Origin of the sequence: Sphingobacterium sp. SGR-19 (assembly GCF_011043555.1) — a bacterium.
GTDB lineage: Bacteria > Bacteroidota > Bacteroidia > Sphingobacteriales > Sphingobacteriaceae > Sphingobacterium.
In genome coordinates this window covers 67289-85203 of sequence record NZ_JAAKGS010000007.1, presented here as the reverse complement: position 1 = coordinate 85203, position 17915 = coordinate 67289, and the positions used below count along the sequence as shown (strand labels likewise).

11 protein-coding genes are annotated in these 17915 nt (G+C 42.7%); 3 read left to right on the top strand and 8 right to left on the bottom strand.

Annotated features, from left to right (window positions below; all coding sequences use genetic code 11):
• Positions 1-11: 11 nt before the first annotated feature.
• Genes G5B43_RS13695 through G5B43_RS13685 form a run of 3 tightly spaced genes read right to left on the bottom strand, consistent with a single transcriptional unit; the run spans position 12 to position 2885 of the window.
• Positions 12-410: a hypothetical protein gene (locus G5B43_RS13695; RefSeq protein WP_165295367.1), complete on the bottom strand. Its 399-nt coding sequence runs from the start codon at positions 408-410 to the stop codon at positions 12-14.
• Between the two features lie 12 nt (positions 411-422).
• Positions 423-617 (bottom strand): AtpZ/AtpI family protein, encoded by a 195-nt coding sequence (locus tag G5B43_RS13690; RefSeq protein WP_165295366.1) that lies wholly within the window; start codon positions 615-617, stop codon positions 423-425.
• 39 nt (positions 618-656) lie between these two features.
• A complete protein-coding gene (locus G5B43_RS13685; protein ID WP_165295365.1) occupies positions 657-2885 on the bottom strand; it encodes a helix-turn-helix domain-containing protein in 2229 nt (742 codons plus the stop codon).
• A gap of 178 nt (positions 2886-3063) precedes the next feature.
• Between G5B43_RS13685 and G5B43_RS13680 the strand changes: the two genes are divergently transcribed.
• Positions 3064-3570: a phosphoheptose isomerase gene (locus G5B43_RS13680; protein ID WP_165295364.1), complete on the top strand. Its 507-nt coding sequence runs from the start codon at positions 3064-3066 to the stop codon at positions 3568-3570.
• Between the two features lie 29 nt (positions 3571-3599).
• On the opposite strand, the gene G5B43_RS13675 is transcribed toward G5B43_RS13680, so the two are convergent.
• Positions 3600-5615 (bottom strand): hypothetical protein, encoded by a 2016-nt coding sequence (locus tag G5B43_RS13675; protein ID WP_165295363.1) that lies wholly within the window; start codon positions 5613-5615, stop codon positions 3600-3602.
• 137 nt (positions 5616-5752) lie between these two features.
• Here G5B43_RS13675 and G5B43_RS13670 point away from each other — a divergent pair, with 137 nt between their 5' ends.
• Both G5B43_RS13670 and G5B43_RS13665 read left to right on the top strand, forming a co-directional pair.
• Positions 5753-8767: a two-component regulator propeller domain-containing protein gene (locus tag G5B43_RS13670; protein WP_165295362.1), complete on the top strand. Its 3015-nt coding sequence runs from the start codon at positions 5753-5755 to the stop codon at positions 8765-8767.
• An 8-nt stretch (positions 8768-8775) separates the two neighbouring features.
• Complete coding sequence (locus tag G5B43_RS13665; RefSeq protein ID WP_165295361.1) at positions 8776-9378, top strand: DNA-binding response regulator; 603 nt, start codon at positions 8776-8778, stop codon at positions 9376-9378.
• A 7-nt stretch (positions 9379-9385) separates the two neighbouring features.
• On the opposite strand, the gene G5B43_RS13660 is transcribed toward G5B43_RS13665, so the two are convergent.
• Genes G5B43_RS13660 through G5B43_RS13645 form a run of 4 tightly spaced genes read right to left on the bottom strand, consistent with a single transcriptional unit; the run spans position 9386 to position 17801 of the window.
• Positions 9386-10660 carry a glycoside hydrolase family 88 protein gene (locus G5B43_RS13660; protein ID WP_165295360.1) on the bottom strand — a complete coding sequence of 425 codons (1275 nt, stop codon included), beginning with the start codon at positions 10658-10660 and terminating at the stop codon, positions 9386-9388.
• Positions 10661-10682: 22 nt separating this feature from the next.
• The gene (locus tag G5B43_RS13655; RefSeq protein ID WP_165295359.1) at positions 10683-12599 is read right to left on the bottom strand and encodes a heparinase II/III family protein; all 1917 of its coding nucleotides are present in this window, start codon (positions 12597-12599) and stop codon (positions 10683-10685) included.
• Complete coding sequence (locus G5B43_RS13650) at positions 12590-14296, bottom strand: RagB/SusD family nutrient uptake outer membrane protein (RefSeq protein ID WP_165295358.1); 1707 nt, start codon at positions 14294-14296, stop codon at positions 12590-12592. The genes G5B43_RS13655 and G5B43_RS13650 overlap by 10 nt, the downstream gene beginning before the upstream one ends.
• A gap of 10 nt (positions 14297-14306) precedes the next feature.
• Positions 14307-17801: a TonB-dependent receptor gene (locus G5B43_RS13645; protein WP_165295357.1), complete on the bottom strand. Its 3495-nt coding sequence runs from the start codon at positions 17799-17801 to the stop codon at positions 14307-14309.
• Positions 17802-17915: the final 114 nt, after the last annotated feature.

Here is a 17915-nt window from a genome sequence, read left to right as displayed (position 1 = left end):
AATATTTTTAGCTATTTTATTTTGCGCCGCAAGTTACGTAACAAAATGATAACTTCAAAGCAGGACATTAATAAATATATACAAAAAAAATTTAGGCCTAATAACACCTTATTTTCTACTTTAAAACCATACAGAAAAACCATAAAAATGCCAAGCGATACCAGCATTTTTATCATGACACCACCAAGAATCGCGTACACACCAAGTTCCGGATTACTATGTATTCCAAGATACGATACCGCGTAAGCAAATACCGTAACCAAATACAACAATATACAGAGTGGCACAAAAGTGCTATCTAAAAAATGGAGATCTAGTGATTGCTGCATAATATACGCGCCGCCAAAAACAAATACACTTCCCAGCAATAGCTTCCAGGCAAACTGCCCTGTGGCGTTTAATATTTCCAATGTGTTATTAATTTATTTTCCATTCTTCCCCATACGTTGAACCTGTACAATAAGCTGATATAAAGAAATCAATACCGCGAATAAGGTCAGCCCTATTGTCCACCAGCTTTTTTCTACCGCATACTTTTCATCCAGCCAGCTTCCGAGCCAATAACCCGCAAAGATAGTCGCCAACATCTGGAAGGGTACACCAATCCATGTAGCCATCTTCCTGGGATTTGATTTTTCCATTTTCACCTTTCGTGATTATCTCGACGAGCCCTCCACTTCGAGCACCTTTTGCCCCAACTTTATATCCGGGTAGGAATAATCTTCACCGAGTATGATCTTGATCTCTGAAGAAGACTTCCCATTATTTTTACGCAATACATCCAATAGCAATTCCAGTTTCGTACTTTCTATTAAATCTTCAGCTTCCACTTCATTTCCTACAAAATGAATGAGGTGTCCGTAAATTGTCCCCGCGACCATACCACGTTTCTGCGCAATGTCATCCACACCTAACCCATCGAGGAACAAATCTAACGAAATAGTTTTGGTATCTTTCTCGACTCCTTCTTCTTCCGCTTCCTTAATTTCACTATCCTTTGTTTTTTCGTACTGGCTAAGTGTTTGTACTTGATGAGACAAATCACCTTCGTTTGTCAAGATATCCGCAATCGTCAAGCAATGCGCCAACTGTTCCTTCTTACGCCTAAAATCCAATAGGATCGACCGCAATTCTTGTACATATTTTTTGGTGCGCTTCTTAATTGCCCAAGCTTCGATATGCTCTTGCATCGTTAGCAATATCTCTTCGTCAAGTCGAGGCAAGAACCACGCTACCGCGGCTTTTGTCCGCTCGCAGATTTTACTATAATCCAATGCTTCCTTATCCCGTAACATGGTATATAATAAGGTAACGAACTTATTCGCCACCTTTTCTTGTTCCTTGAGTACGGTAGAAATTTCCATTAGATAGGCCAAAGCGGTATCTTTGCCGTCAATATTTCGGTTTGCTAACGATTCTTTCAACTCGTCAACACTCTCGACCAAGGTTCCCCATCGAAAACTTTGCAGTACAATCTGTCCCAAATAGCTACGTTGGCATGATTCCAATATTTTTGCGACTTCTGCGTTAGGCATCATCCGCTGCATAAAATCGACCACTTGGGGATCTGTCCGGATGGAATGCATAGGAATTTTAGATTTCAACACCAATCCCTCCAGCCCCGTGAGTCTACTCAACGCAACATACACCTGTCCTGCGGCAAACGAAGTCCCTGCGTCGATCACAGCTTTATCAAAGGTAAGCCCTTGACTTTTGTGAATAGTAATGGCCCATGCCAACCGCAATGGGAATTGTGAAAATGTCCCCATCACCTCTTCCTCTATCTTATCTTCACCTTTATTATATTTATATCGGATATTCTCCCAGGTTTCACGACGTACCACGACATCATCCGAACCGTCATTAAATCCCACAACGACCTGATGGCGGTCCAGATTGAGTTCCTTAACCGTTCCTATTTTTCCATTAAAAAACTTCCTGTCTTCCCCACTATCATTTTTAATGAACATAACCTGCGCACCTAATTTTAAAGGAAGCATTTCATCCGCAGGAAAGGAAGCCTGTTGAAATTCGTCTTTCACGACAGCCCGTACATTATGCATCGTTCCTTTCAACCTTGCCAGTTGTTCCTGGTTAATGGCGTCCGCCAATTTATTGTGCGAGGTTAAGGTAATATATTGCTCTCCTTCAGCAGGAGAAAAATCATCTTGATAATGAACGTTTAACTTCTCTAGATCATCTGCTGAACATTTATTATTGCGGATATTGTTCAGCAGCTCGATGAAATAGCTATCGTTTTGCCGATAGATTTTGCTAAGCTCCAATATAACGGGTGGATGCTCTCGCAAAACTTTGGCATCGAAAAAGAAAGGATTGCTATAATGACCACGTAAAACCTGCCATTCGTGTTCTCGAACAACGGGCGGCAACTGATAAAGGTCACCTATAAAGAGCATCTGCACGCCACCAAATGGTCGCATATCACGACGTACCGATTTCAGGATAACATCAATAGCATCCAGTGTGTCAGCACGCACCATTGAAACTTCGTCAATTACCAACAGTTCCAGTTCCTGTAAAATAGCTCTTCGCTGTTTGGTCAGTTTAATGGTAGAAAAAAGCCGGTTCTTATTGTATATATGACTATCCTGTTCATTCCACTGCAATGGATAGTCTTCGATAAATGTTCCGAACGGTAACCAAAAGAGTGCATGAAGTGTGGTTCCTCCGGCATTCATGGCTGCCACGCCCGTGGGGGCAACAACCGCCATCTTTTTATGCGAATTCTCCCTAATGTATTTTAAGAAAGTAGTTTTTCCAGTACCTGCTTTACCCGTTAGGAACAAATGCTGGTTTGTTTGATTTACAAAAGAAATCGCCTGCAAAAAAGCTTCGTTTTGTTTATCAAATTTTAATTCTTCCATCGATTTTCTTTTTTGGGATTGTTAAGCATGTTACTGAACATCAAATGTAGGAAAAGTTAAGGAGGTTAGAAACATGTATTGCGTAATTTCAAGAAAACTCATAACTTCACCAAATAAAAACAGAGCTATTAAACATAGCTGCTAATTATTTTTTACAATTGCTCACAAAAAAAAAGATATGTCAGAAGAATACGTTAATAAAGGCGAATTATTTAGCCAGATCGAAGAAAAATTAAAAGGCCAAGGGTTTGCTATTGAGCATATTGATCAAACCCGTCCCTGGGGTGGTTTCTTTGTCATCGCCGAGGAACAGGCGCAGCAGTTTGCAAACATCTATTTTGATGGATTAGATGTACAAAACCTCAAAATAGCCGGTAAATTAAGTCCTAAAATCCTAGTAGTTGCCCCAGAAAAACGTTTATCTTGGCAGTATCATCACCGTCGCGCGGAAATCTGGCGTGTTACGCAAGGGGAGGTTGGTATCATCACCAGTCCCACGGATCAGCAAAACGAACTGAAAAAGCTAAAAGAGGGCGATGTTATCCGACTTTCCCAAGGCGAACGCCATCGCTTAATCGGGTTGAAAACTTACGGTGTAGTCGCCGAAATATGGCAACATACAGATGTCAACAACCCATCTGATGAAGGTGACATTGTGCGGGTAGAGGATGATTTTGGAAGATAAATAGAGGTAGGCAAAGTGCCTACCTCTATTTATCTTCCAAACAATGCTTTAATCGAATCAAAAAAGCCTGGCTTAGCAATTGCCACTCCTAACCCAAAAGCACTTTCTTTACCTATTGCCGCATATTTGTCGCGCAGGCTTGGAATATCTTCCACCGGTACTTCCACATTAGAGAGTGGGATATATTCAATCACTGCTGTAGCACCATACTTGTCCACTTTTTTCTTTAAACTATACTTGAACAGCTCATAGTCTACATCCATTTGTCTATTCGTATACTGATCCTGCGTATCTATCGGTTTATCCGAGCGGATGGTGATCGAATAGCGTTCACTATCATACGAATGCCAGAAACTGACATCTTTCAGCACGTAGTCCTTTAAGTGGTTTTTCAAGATGTTACCGTCATAGAATTTTAGATATTTTCGACCATCATTCCCTACATAATACGGCTTGTCGATAGTTGCTGTATATAACGTTACAAAGATATTGTTCATTTTATCGTCACTTACTACGATCAACGAAGCGTCTTTAAATACCTCACGTTTGTCATTTCCATTTTCACTTTCTACAAAATCCATACAGCTGAAAACGAAATTATTGGTATTGTCTATCACTGCTTTTTTATTGGTAGTTTTCACATAGCGCCGCATACCGTTCGCGCGACCGTAGCGATAGGTCGTTTTTATGTTGATGGTTCCCACTTCCTCGTTGACATCGAGCGTAATCTCATCAGAAATAGCAAAATGGGGACTTCTATATGATCCGCGCTGCTGTAAAGCACCATGAGGCTTGATTTCCATATAGTTCAGAAAACTGATAAATGTACGGTTCTCGAGCATGCCATATTCGTCGCGATAGGTAGCATCCACGAAATAATCGTTTTCGTTATGGTGAACTTTTACGATGACGTGGTTAAAGTTGAACAATGACGGTAAATAGTACTTCAAATAATAGTCTGCATTGTAATTCACCAAGGCAACGGACGAATCGACACCCAGATAATCGAGCACACATTTGAGCAGCACGGTTTTCGCTTTACAATCCCCTTGTTTAAATTCATATGTCACCCACGGATCTTGCGGCTTATGTCCGTGCATCTCCTCTTCATTATAAATATATCGGACATGGTTCTGTACAAATTCGATTGCCAACTGAATCTTCGCTTCGATATTATCGCCAAGGGCATCCAGTTTAGCCACCAAATCAGGCGCATACGCTGGAAGAGGTTTAGCGGTCAATGCGGCTTCATAATAAGGAATCACCAAACCGAGCAATTCTTCGTACGTATATTGTGTTGCAAAGTCAATAAAAGGGAAAAGTTCACGATTGACATCCACTGGGTTAAGGTAGTTCTCATGGCGTAACGAAAAGGTATCTCCTGAAGCTATCACCCCCTCTTCTACGGGCAACAATGCACCCTGCTCGTCACGGAAAAATTGTTTTTTATAGGCAACCGGTTTGGAGCGTTTATTGATAAAGTCAAATGTATAACTTCCATACGCCCAATAGACGTCCGGGCTTGACCATACATACTTTGTCAACTCTTTACGCAAAAAATCCTTGTCTGTATACGTCAGCACACGGGTATCTTCGACGAGAATAATATCGTACAGACGTACATCTTTAATACTGATGTTTACTTTCTTCGAGCTGTTAATAACGCCATCTAAACTCTGTCCTTCATTGTCCAATACTTTGAATTTAGTATCGGGAAGCTTGTCAATCAGTACACCATCGCGAAGTATCGCAATACGGTGAAATATCATTTGCTCTGACGGATACAACACAAACTCGTTAACAGCAGCAAACTCCAATGTTCCCGGTTGCTGCACACTATAGGCCATGCAATTGTATTCTGCATTTTTCGTGTCGTCCGTATATTGAATTTTGCGAAGGAAATAGCAATAGTCTTTACCTTCATCATATTGTTGTTGGGAAAAGTCGCTTTCGACAATTTTGGTTAACAATTCTTCTTCAGACAATGGAGCCGCCCAAGCCGCGGGCGTCCCAATCTGATATTTTTCTTCTAATTCTTGCTCCATAAAAACTGTTAGATTTCGTTAAACTTAGAAAATTTCATTGTTATATGCAAAAAATACCCACTAACGGGTATTGGCAACAAGAGATGGTTTCCCTAACTTTGGCTAGTACCAGAAAGAATTATTAGCCTTTCGTAACGATGAAAAGAATATTCCTCCTGTATCTTATCGTGATAACAGCATGGCTGAGGGGAAATGCACAGCTATTACCGAGCGATACACTGACTATTCTGCAAATAGCACAGGAACAAGGGCTTTCCCAATTAGGAGCAACATCGCTACAATTTGATAAAAAAGGCTATCTATGGGTGGGTACACAAAACGGTTTGAACCGATTCAACGGTTATCAAATGAAAGTTTGGCTGGCCGACGGACAAAACAACAATTTCCCAAACGATCTTATCCGAGCGATGCATTATGAGAACGACACGCTGTGGATGACCACCCATACAAACGCCCTCTGTGCATACCTATTGGCAGAAGATCGGTTTATTCACTTTTCAGAGCAGTTGGATTTTGAAAAAACACCATCCTTAAAGCAAAGCCTAGCTCTGCATGCTGCGACTGACGACTTGCTGATTGTAGGAACTGCCGGGCATTGTTTACTCTTCGATCGCCATGAATTGACATATGAAGTTCTACAGATTCCACAGCTATTGGAACATGATTTTGTTACCTGCATACAAACGCTTGATGAACAAAAATACTTGATCGGTACAAACGTCAGTGGCTTGTTTATCTTAGACATAAAATCAAAATCGTTATATGCCGTCGACTTCCTCGAGGCACTACAACGAGCGCAGATAAACGTACTGTATAAACAACCTAATGGCGATTTGCTCATTGGAACAGATAGGGGTCTATATGTGTTGGCAGAGGACACAAAAGAACTAATACAAAGAAGTAAACATGTTATTCGCGGTATATATCCTTGGGACGACGGGCAGCTATTGATGAGCGGAGCCAGCACCAATTTTCTCCTGACAGCAGATTGGAAATGGCGAAATTTAACTTTCATAGACCATAGTGGAAAAGAGTTGGAGGCCATTGTATTAGCCTATCAAAAAGATGCACAGGGAGGGAGATGGCTAGGTACGGAAACACGGGGAATATTTTATTGTCATCCCTATCAAACTAAATTCAAACCGCAGCGTATCCAGGCAAACAATGCACCCAAAAAGGACTTTATCAGCATTTTCAATTTTTTGCGAACAGCAAATGATCTATGGATTGCGACGGAATTTGGATTTGTACAGCATCGATTGAAGACAAATGATTACAAACTTCACCGAACAGGTTTTGTGGGGTACACGCTGGCTAGGGACAACAAAGGCACCCTTTGGGCTGGTGGCTATGATCAAGGTCTTTTGCGCTATAACCGAAAAGCGGATAGATTCGATCGAATACCTCTACCCATTGTAGATCGGGATGTCATCCAGATAACTCCTATTTCTCTCGATACGATATGGGTACATACGTTGGCCAGTGGCATTTATGCGCTTAACATCAACAACCTAAAGGCTAACCCCGTGCATCTTTTAGACAAACCTATTTTAGGGTCCAGAACCGGTTATGTCGACCGCAAAGGCAATATATGGATAGGGAGCGAGAATGGCCTCTACCAGATCCGACGAAATAAAGAGATTATTTATTACGACTCTTTATCCAACGAGCGCGTATTTGCTATCACGGAGGACCAACACCATCTTTGGGTCGGTACCTCGAAAGGACTGAACAAGCTGAATCCAATAACCGGAAAAATCACCCATTATACAAAACAGACAGGGTTACCAAACGACTTTATATATGGGGTACAGGTGGACAATAGAAACAATATCTGGGTATCAACCAATTACGGCATATCCATGCTGAATCAACGCACCGAAACATTTAAAAACTACACCGAAGATGATGGTCTGCAAAACAATGAGTTTAACGGCAAGGCCGCTTATCAGGACAGCTTAGGCTATCTCTATTTCGGAGGGATGAACGGTTTCAACATCTTTCATCCCGACAGTATTCCCATCAATACCCATACAGGAAAAACCCACATCGAAAATGTACTCCTCTTCGGGAAACCCATTGCGGAGAATATCCTTTATATAGACACGCTCGTATTTTCACACGACCAGAATGTTATCACCTTTGATTTTGTGAACTTGAACTATTTATGGAGCAAAAAGAACAGATACCAATTCATGTTGGAAGGATTCGACAAAGCATGGCGTCCTGTGACACGTGACCGCTCCACCACATATACCAACCTCGCTCCCGGAACGTATACGTTCAAAGTACGCGGCAGCAATAACGAATTACTATGGGGCGATATCGACGAGATAACAGTCATTATCCGCTCACCTTGGTATGCTACAACTGCTTTTCGGGTTGGATTGATCTTGTTTGTATTGGCACTCATCGCCGGTGGGTTTTCATATAAAACCTATCAACAACGGCTAATCAACCGCCGATTGCTCCGCATGGTTAATGAGCGTACCGAAGAACTGTCGGAAGCCAACAAAGCACTACATCAGTCGTTAGAGTTGACCCAACAGCAAAAAGAAAACATTTCTTTCTTGATGCAGGAGCTTAACCATCGTGTCAAGAATAATCTACAGCTGATAACAAGCCTTATCGATATACAAAGTTTCGAAATCAGCGACCAACGTATCCAGAATAGATTGCTCACCCTGCAATCGCGTATTTTTACAGTATCCAAAATACATGATCTCCTCAACGTACGCGATTCGGAACAAGGTGTATATATCGATACTTTTATCGAGAACCTTGCCCAAGATCTGATTATTTTTTCGGGGCAAAATATCGACTTTCACTCTGGCATTGCACATGTTATACTGCCAGCAAACAGACTGACCTATATAGGGCTTATCATCAATGAAATGATTACCAACTCCATTAAGCATGCTTTTCAAGACCAACAAACGAATAAAACGATAGCGATCCGTCTTGATATCAGCGGAAGCGAGATGATATTGACATACCAAGACAATGGCGTTGGATTTAGTAAAGACACGATTTGGGATGCCGGACATCAAGGAATGAACCTGATACATTTGCTTATAACGGAATTAAAGGGCACGATTGATCTAGAAATCAACCGCGGTACTTTATTCACTATCAAACTACCTATAAATTAACGTGAACCATGGAAACCAACATATTGATATTGGAGGACGAAATCATCATTGCGAAAAGCATCAAGCTTCATTTAGAGACAAACGGCTATTGCGCCGAAATGGCCACCAGCCCCGAGGAAGCTATTCAATTCCTGGAACAACAGTCTTTCGATCTGGTGTTGAGCGATATTAACCTTAGACACACTATCGATGGTATTAGCTTCGCGCAACAGTTCGTTCCCGAACGCACGCCGGTTGTGTTTCTTACTGCTTATTCCGACCTCCAGACCTTACAAAAAGCTGAGCTGGTTATGCCCTATGCGTATCTTCTCAAACCTTTTCACAAAGAACAATTGCTACTCACCATCAACCTCTCCATTGCTCATGCCCGTAAAAAAGTACTTCCCCGATCTATATCTTCCAATGGTAACAACGAGGATATTATGCTAAGCATTAGAGAGATAGAGGTCGTACAGCTTATAGCCCAAGGAAAAACAACCATGGAGATTGCGGATAAGCTTTGTATCAGTCCTCAAACAGTAGCCACCCACCGCAAAAAAATTACTCAAAAAACAAGATGCAAGAACATTGTGGAGTTGATTGCGCTCGCCGTGGATAGAAGGTGGCTTTAAAAACCACCTACAACATATTTTTCAGTCTGTATAATCCCTCCAGATAATAATAGTCCGCGTAAATCAACGGTACATCGACCTCCGAATTGTGCGGTAAACTTCCTACAGAATGCTGCAATAAAAAACCACCATTGGTTCCCATTTCTGCAAAATACGCCGGGCTTGACAACGTTTCCAACGTCTGTTTAGCGAAATCGATATACTTTTTACCCCCTTCACCATCGGTAAACTGACCAAGCTCAAGGAGTGCTGACGCTGTAATCGCTGCTGCAGAAGCGTCACGTGGAATGTAATCTAGTTCTCGGGAAGAAAAATCGACGTCAGATCTATACCCCTCCTGTCTGGCATTAAAATCCCAATAGGGAATGTTATCTTCCGGAAGATTTGGATGATTGATGTAAAAATCTGCGGCGCGTTGCGCTGTCTGTAAAAATGCCGGATTTTTTGTTTCACGATACATCAACGTAAAACCATAAATAGCCCACGCCTGTCCTCTTGACCATGTCGAATTATCCGCGTACCCTTGATTCGTTTGTTGATGAATGGCATTTCCTACGCTATCATAATCCACGACATGATACGTGCTATAATCATCCCGAAAATGGTTTTCCATGGTCTTGGTAGCGTGGCTGACAGCCACTTCCCTATATTTCGGGTTTCCGGTAAGATCCGACACGTAGCATAACATCTCCAAATTCATCATATTATCAATAATAACCGGATATTTCCACAGCGTCTCGCCATCCCATGATGCCTTTTCGTTCCATGATTTGATAAGCCCCACTTTCGGATCATAACGTTTTAAGGCCGTTTCTGACGAGTGAATTAAGATATCCTTATACTGTTGTACTTTCTGTTCATCATCTAAAAAGCGTACAGCGTTGCCATACGGGCAATACATAACAAAACCAATATCATGGTGTTCGTCGAGATCTTTAGCAGCTTCGAGTGCTTCCGTCCACTTGATCGCGTCTGTCTTTGTCTCTTCATTTTGCGTGTGTTCATAGATATACCATAATGCGCCAGGGAAAAAGCCGCCCGTCCAGTCCCATTCATCTGTACCGATCATACTTCCATCTTTATCTAACGTCCGGGGAAAAGCCTGGATACGTTCCCCCCCGGCGCTAAGCAATTTATATTGTTCTTCCGCGGCAGCAAAACTTTTATCTATAAAATCTGCTGTTTGTTTTTTTTCCCGCTGGCAGCTGATCAGCGATATTCCTAATCCTAAAACCAGCACTAGCCGGTTTCCAACTTTATAGTTTTTCTTTATGTTGTTCATACTTTATTATGTCAATAATCTCTTATTTAATGGTAAAGGTATAGCTGCCTTTTCGCTGCATATTTTTTGCTTTTAGATTTATTCGATATAGGTACTGGCCCCACACATTACGCAAGCGCGGATCGTCTTGTTCTATGTTATCAATCGAAGCTTCGAATTCGTTGACATCAAATGTCAATGCATGCTCTCCATTTCCTAAAGATATTCTTCCTTTTGAAATAACAGGCTTTTCCGCGACCATAAAATGAACGATATTTGGACTATCGGCCTGTTTTAGATTGAAATTGTCATGAATAAACAATGTACCCTCTTTCATTTCGTAGGAGCGTACCCATCTTTTTATTTGCGCTTCGACCGGATAAGCCGTTGCAATATCCAGTTTGAAAACACGTTTCTTTTGATCAAATGATACATCTTTCGATTTATAAGAAGCGCCAAAACGCTGATCGTAACCATTAATCTGCGGAAGATTGTGATACCCGCTTTGCATGGTCCATATATCGTAACGCTCGCTGCTGAATGTTTTCTTTGTATACGTTCCGACACCCGCATCAATAAACAATGGTTTCCCTTCTTTATATAAAATAAAACTGCCGATATCGTTGTGGTTATGGCTCTCGTTATTGTATCCACCTTTCGCCGCGAAAAAGGTATTTTTATCTTTGAGATAGAGGAACTCGGTCTCGGGATACCACTTATAAGTATTTTGGGGGAGCTGCGCCTGCTGCTTTTGGAAAGCCGGATAACACAAAAAGTTTTCCAGCGTCCGGAAAGCATCTCTTCCTTCAATCACGTTGAAAGACGATCTTTGTTCGGTGAGGTATTTTGCGAATTGCATCATTTCCGTACTGTGCACATCTTCGCCATATCGGAAAATCAATAACGGATCTCCGCCGCCTTTGGCGGAAGCATCAGCGAAGTTGACTACCCAACGATCTCCGCCAATATAGGACTGGGAAATATATTCTCCCATGTTTTTTACGATGGGGTGCTCAAAGATGGAAACCTTATTATTCGTGGCATACGACAACAACTTGAGGTAATCATAAAGTTTACCGGCTGCATGTCCCCAATAAGAGGGGCCTTCTTCGCAAGCGCCATCAGCTTTTACATAATTGATAAACTGATCGACCGATGTCATTGTTTTATAAACACCCTGTAATTTCTTACCGGTATCGTCTTCCACTAACAAAAGCGCAGTCAACACATTAAAATTACACCAAGGATTCCAGTTGTTTACGAGCTGCCCTTCGTCGACATCCAACGCCTGCCACCACATATCGTTGCGTGATAGATAAGGTTCGATGACACGTTCTTGTACATTCAGCTTAATGCGTTCACTAATAGCTGGGTTTACCTTATCGAACTCCGGTTGCAGGAAATAGTATATCCACGACATCAGGGAGCCTAAATCACCTGCCATCAAATCGAACACATGCGTACCTTGTTGTGGAAGTGTACGTTTGGACGATTGAAAAGCCGGGAGATGGGCTGACAGTGACCAAGTACTGATTTCGGTCACGTACCACGAACCATTGATAATCTGATCCAGGTATTGCCCCTTACCTTCTGCCAGTTCGGCCATTACTAAGCCCGTGAGTGCTTTGATATTCTCATTGAGCGGTTTTTCCATAATGACACGCGAGCCAGACCGCTCGTATTCCAGATAATCCGTTGCTTTCACCACCTGCCACGTGTAATCCAGATACTTATCCCCTTCTTTCAGCAGCTGATCGTAGAACGGCGCTGTCAATTGTTTCCATCCCGTGCGGTCGCTGTAGTCCGGATAGGCAACCCAGCCGTTACCCGTTGCCAAGTATTGCTGCACGTCATCTATCGTATAGTTTTTGGTCAATAGGTCAACATCTCCGGCCTGCGTAAAATGCAGACCAAAGATGTTAAGCAATAAGATTATAATACCGTGTTTTATCATTTCCATTCGTTATTTTGTTCTAGTGCCGGGTTGATTTCGATCTCCTGTCCTGGAATTGGCCATATCCTATGTCTGGTTTGATACTGTCGGGTCACTAAATTATCCCCCACAATACTTTTTTCAATGAACGCATTGGACACTTCTGCCAATTGTTCCCAACGTTTCAGATCGAAATAGCGAAGACCTTCTCCGGCAAGTTCTACCTTACGTTCATGGCTGATGCGTTCACGCATTTGTTCTTTATCAGCAACTGCAAGATACGGATTTCCGCTGTTTAATCCCGGCATATCCGAACGTTCCCGTACTTTATTCAACTCCGTGATCGCCTGCGCCAGCATGTTGTCTTCATTATACGCTTCGGCAAGCATCAGCAACACATCTGCGTATCGGATCAACGGAAAGTTAATAGGTACGTGTTCCCTATTGGTAATCGCGCCATTCATATTCCCTTCCGGAACAAACTTACGCCATAAATACGTCATCCAACCTCTATTGTTACGGATCTGCCCGAAGTTTTCGTTCACGCCGGTGGCCAGAACTAGCTGCATCTGGCGTGGCGCATTGGCATTCCATCCCAAATAAAATGAATAAGGCACAATCAGCGTCTGCATCATACGCGGGTCTCTATTCCGGTATATATCCAATAGCTTTGTCGTATCTGGGACGTGGTTAAGTTGCCCATTACTTAGCGTAGACACCATCGCTTGCTTTTTCACTTCGTTGTTTTCGTTGTAATTCGGGAAGTGATCGTTCCAATTGAACGGAGAGCCATCTTTATTCTCATAACTGTCTCCAAAACGGGTACTCGGCATACTGTTGTTCCAGCAGCTGCCAAATGTTGAACGTGTCCCCATATATAGGGCCATCGGCATACCGTAGTCAAAACCCGTTCCGCCCATATTCTGGATACCAAAAATCATTTCGGGCTGATTATCCCCTTCCATCGTGAACAAGGAAGCATAATCATCCGCTAAAGAGTACCCATAATTGTTGCTCTTGTTCTGTACAATTTCTTCAAAATCAGCGATAGCCGCGCCCCAGTTCTTATTATAAAGTTCCACCTTTCCACGAAGGGCGTAGGCAGCCCCTTTCGTTACCCGGCCGGTATGCGCCGCATCATAAGAAACCGGAAGATTTGTAATCGCAAATTGAAGATCGTCCCGGATAAACTTCATCACATCGGCTACTGACGAGCGTGGATTATTTAGTTCAGCATAGTCGCGGTTGATATCCACACTTTCGTCATATAGCGGTAATGCCCCGTATAAATTACTCAATTGAAAATATACAAGTGCCCGTAGGAATTTAGCCTCTCCGATGAACACATTTTTCGTCCCTTCTTCCAATTGTTCTATTTGCTGTATCTGGGCAATAGCATGGTTACAACGCTGGATTAGATCGAATCCCGATTTCCATCGATCCACTATTCCGCTCGAACGATCGGTAAACGTCCCTGCGATTACCTCGCCAAAACCTACGGGGTCATATCCCACTCCGACATCGGTGAGGTTGTCATAAGCGAACTGCAGACCGAACACATTGTTTTTCTTTAGCGCATTATAGCAACCCAATACCCCGGCCAAGGCGTGTTCCTCCGTTTGCCAAAATGTGGTTGCATTGACCCTATCATAAGGGACGGTATCCAGCTTATAACAGGAAGTAAAAGCTAAACATCCTAATAATAATATTGCATATTTTTTCATCTCTAATCGTTTAAAAAGTAAGACTTAGACCAAACACCGCTTGTTTCATCGTTGGGTACTGCGTTCCACTAACTTCTGGGTCAAACCCCATGTAATTGGTGAGTGTCCAGAAGTTTTCTAGCGATCCGAAAACACGAAGATTTTGGACAGCAAAACGCTCGGTTATGCTATTCGGTAAGGTATAGCCAAGTTGGATATTCTTTACACGCAAAAATGATTTATTCTGTAACCAGAAATCACTATTACGGATATTCCGTGTATCGGTATAGGGCAACAGGCGCGGATACTTCGCATCGGTTTCACCTTCTACCCATCTGCCATCGGCTATATCTTGATTAATCTGATATCCCCACCGCACATTTGGTGTGAAGTAATTGTCAGTCCATACGACTTTATTTCCAGCGTTACCCTGCAACAACATCGAAAAATCAAACCCTTTATAATCCAAGCCGAGATTGAAACCAAAGGTGAGGCGAGGTGCAGTCCCATTGCCTATCGGTACCCGGTCTTCGTCGTTAATCACACCATCACCATTGACATCCTTATACAACAAATCACCTAGTACAGGTCTACCATAAGCGGCAAAGGGATTCATCGGATTACCCGTATCGGGATTAATAGGTGCATTGTCTATCATCTGCTGTACCAATTGCATATCCGCTTCCGTTTGCACGATACGGTCCGCCAATAGAATATATTGTGTATTGATGGCATAGCCTTCTTGAATAAGGTTTGCGCCATCGATCGCCCTGTCTTCGCCTTTGAACTTCAAGACTTTGTTATCGATAAAGGTAAAGTTTCCGCCAATATTGTATCGGAAGTCATCTTTAATCGTACCGCGGTAGTTCAGGTTAAGTTCTACTCCGGCATTTCTGACTTTTGCAGCATTAGTACGTGGAATCGTCGCATCCCCGACCACCAGTGGTGCTGGAAGATCGATCAGAATATTATTGGTCACTTTGTTAAAAACATCGATCGAACCTGTTAGGCCATAGTTGAACAAATCAAAGTCAATACCGCCATTAAGAATATAAGTACTTTCCCAGGTCAAAAGTGAATTGCTCAAACCCGTCTGTGCAAACCCGACGAAGAGTTGGTTGTTCAGTACGTAGTTTGCGGCATTGTACAATGTAAGGTATTCATAGTTATTGATTTTATCATCATATCTAAACCGGGTGTCGATCGTCCCATTATTACCCAATGCACCATATGATCCCCTGATTTTTAAAGTTGGCATCCAGCTTACATTATAGAAGTCTTCCGAAGATATCTTCCATCCTGCCGATACCGAAGGGAATGTACCCCAACGGCTTTTGCCGGTCATAAACCGCGACGAACCGTCTGTTCTTAGATTGGCTTCCAACAGGTATTTATCATCCCATGCTAAATTTATCCGACCGAAGAACGAACGCATGGCCCAGTCTGTCAAGTTACCGGCGGCAGCGGCATCCATAGTTGCCGCATTTAATACCGAGAGACTTGGATCGATGAGATCGAGTTTGGATGCTCTGAACCATCCGTCTTTATAATACTCCTGGCTGGCACCGACCATCACTTCGTAGCTTAAGCGGTTATCGATTGCTTTGTTTTCATAGCGCGCAATACCGTCCATGTAATACCGGTATGTTTTGACAGATTCGTTGGTAACCGATGTACGTCCTGTTCCAGCTGAAGCCACGGTATTGGACAAAAAGTTCCAACGATTATTAAACAACGGTTGCCAGTAAACAAAATCGTCATCATAGGTATAGGTATACGACCCCTCAATCGACAACCCCTCTATGGGTTTGAGTTTTGCAAAAAAGCGAGATACCAACCTGTTTTTGTTGATGTCGCCTTTCCTACCATAAAGACGATGCAACACGTTATTTGCCTGCGGATCGTCTTCGGGGTTATTGACCGATCCGAAACGTCCATCAGGAGCACGTAGCACCATACCGGGTGTACTTGCACCTGCGAATTCAAAAACCTGTGTAATGATATCGGTTCCCGCGTCCGTTTTTGAAACCACACCGTTCACGTTTGCGCCAAGTGTTAGCCAAGGTTTAACATCCGCTTCCAAATTGACACGTCCACTGTGACGTTTATAAGTTGCTTGCTCGATGACACCGGGGTTATCCAGCAGACCATACGACCCAAAGAATTTTATCTTTTCACTTCCACCACTAAACGATAAATTATGGTTTTGGCTGAGTTTGCGTTGAAATACTTCGTCAACCCAGTCTGTATTTGGATACTTCAATGGATCTTGTCCTTCATTTGCTCGCCACAAATCGATCATTTCCTGCGAAAAAATAGGATTAGCATTCGGGTCGCCATTTTTGTAACCTTCGTTTATCAATTCCATATAGTTCGCGTAATTGGATACGGTATTGATTGTATTGGATGGTTGCTGCGTAGAGAAGTAGTTATTATATACCAAACGGAACTGATCGGTCTTACCACGTTTTGTCGTTATCAGGATTACCCCGTTCGCCGCACGTGATCCGTAGATCGAGGCCGAGGCAGCATCTTTTAACACAGATATACTTTCTACATCTTGCGGGTTGATTAGATTCATGTCACCAACTACTCCGTCGATAACCACCAACGGATTGGCGTTGTTCAGTGTTCCTTGCCCGCGTACTCTCAGCGTACCGCCGTCATTTCCGGGCCTACCAGATCCCTGGTTGACATACAAGCCGGGAGCTTGTCCGGCTAATCCCGCGGACAGCGATGTAATCGGACGGCTGTCGACCACGTCCGACATGTTTACGGAAGCAACAGATCCGGTTAGGTTTTCTTTTCGCTGCGTACCAAAACCGACAACGACTACTTCATCGAGGTCACTCATAGAAGCTTTTAACGTCACGCGGACAACACCGCTGCTGCCTACCGTTTCCCGATGAGGTTCATATCCCACCAACGAAAAACTCAACGCAACCTGTGATGCGGAACTCTGCAATTCGAATTCCCCTTCGCCTCCTGTGGACGTAGCATTCGTCGTACCTATCTCTGCAACGGTAACGCCCGATAACGGAGACCCTTCGTCATCGATTACGGTTCCTTTAATGGTGCGCTGTACGGACGCTTCTTTCCCGCTACGACTGTTTGATTCCACCGCTCTATGCGATCTGTTTACTTTTTTATTGCTGATAAGAATCGTTTTATCATCAATGGTATAGTTTAACGGTAAGTCTTTTAGCACCACATCGAGGAACTGGTTTAGCTGTGCGTTGTGCACATCAACATGTACCGGATTGATAGCTTTCAATTCATTATAGTTGTAGAGTACAACGTAGTTGGTTTTTTGTTCTATCAGTTTAAAAACTTGTTCCAGCTTAATCGATTTGGATTTCAAGGAGAGCGTCTGCGAGAATATCTCGGCATGCAATGGTAAATTGCTGATCAGGAACAACGGAAGAACCTTACAGAAAATTAGCAGTTTCCGATGAATATTCAATAGAAGCCTCTTTCGGTTTGGAACAATTTCATATGCTCCATCCTTGGTGTGTTTGTTCGTCATAGTGTACTGAATGAGGTTTATAGTTATTATAATTTAATCTTTTTGGTTGTGTTTGTCTTGATCCTATATGAAGATTAAGGTGGACGCCGGATTAACTTTATCATTTTTATTAAA

Excerpts from the sequence above, each read along its gene's own strand:
- G5B43_RS13670 (WP_165295362.1), top strand. The coding sequence starts at position 5,753 with ATGAAAAGAATATTCCTCCTGTATCTTATCGTGATAACAGCATGGCTG.
- G5B43_RS13650 (WP_165295358.1), bottom strand. The coding sequence starts at position 14,296 with ATGAAAAAATATGCAATATTATTATTAGGATGTTTAGCTTTTACTTCC.
- G5B43_RS13675 (WP_165295363.1), bottom strand. The coding sequence starts at position 5,615 with ATGGAGCAAGAATTAGAAGAAAAATATCAGATTGGGACGCCCGCGGCT.
- G5B43_RS13665 (WP_165295361.1), top strand. The coding sequence starts at position 8,776 with ATGGAAACCAACATATTGATATTGGAGGACGAAATCATCATTGCGAAA.
- G5B43_RS13655 (WP_165295359.1), bottom strand. The coding sequence starts at position 12,599 with ATGGAAATGATAAAACACGGTATTATAATCTTATTGCTTAACATCTTT.
- G5B43_RS13645 (WP_165295357.1), bottom strand. The coding sequence starts at position 17,801 with ATGACGAACAAACACACCAAGGATGGAGCATATGAAATTGTTCCAAAC.
- G5B43_RS13685 (WP_165295365.1), bottom strand. The coding sequence starts at position 2,885 with ATGGAAGAATTAAAATTTGATAAACAAAACGAAGCTTTTTTGCAGGCG.
- G5B43_RS13680 (WP_165295364.1), top strand. The coding sequence starts at position 3,064 with ATGTCAGAAGAATACGTTAATAAAGGCGAATTATTTAGCCAGATCGAA.
- G5B43_RS13690 (WP_165295366.1), bottom strand. The coding sequence starts at position 617 with ATGGCTACATGGATTGGTGTACCCTTCCAGATGTTGGCGACTATCTTT.
- G5B43_RS13660 (WP_165295360.1), bottom strand. The coding sequence starts at position 10,660 with ATGAACAACATAAAGAAAAACTATAAAGTTGGAAACCGGCTAGTGCTG.